This window comes from Streptomyces odontotermitis (assembly GCF_050510915.1).
Taxonomy (GTDB): domain Bacteria; phylum Actinomycetota; class Actinomycetes; order Streptomycetales; family Streptomycetaceae; genus Streptomyces.
In genome coordinates, this window is sequence record NZ_JBNJLS010000067.1 from 1 (window position 1) to 385 (window position 385).

At 66.0% G+C, this 385-nt stretch carries 2 pseudogenes; both read left to right on the forward strand.

From position 1 onward, the window contains the following. Positions 1 to 265 (forward strand): annotated as a pseudogene (locus ACQB60_RS45785) (potassium-transporting ATPase subunit B); the annotation flags it as partial. Positions 266 to 271: 6 nt separating this feature from the next. Continuing rightward, a pseudogene (locus ACQB60_RS45790) lies at positions 272 to 385 on the forward strand (potassium-transporting ATPase subunit C); the annotation flags it as partial.

The window sequence follows — 385 nt, forward strand, 5'->3', positions numbered from 1 at the left end:
CGTGGCCTACCCGGGCCTGGACAAGCTCAACATCATGAACCTGTCCTCGCCCGAGTCGGCGATCCTGTCGGCCGTCATCTTCAACGCGCTGATCATCATCGCCCTGGTGCCGCTCGCCCTGAAGGGCGTCCAGTACCGGCCAATGAGCGCCGACCGGATGCTCCGGCGCAACCTCGGGATCTACGGCCTGGGCGGGCTCGTCGCGCCCTTCATCGGCATCAAGATCATCGACCTGCTCATCTCCCTCATCCCCGGAATCGGCTGATCGGTCATGAACAACTCCGTAGGAAACACCGCCCGGTTGCTGGGCGCGGGTCTTCGGGCCCTGCTGGTCCTGACCGTGGTGTGCGGCGTCATCTACCCGCTCGCCGTCACGGGCGTGGCC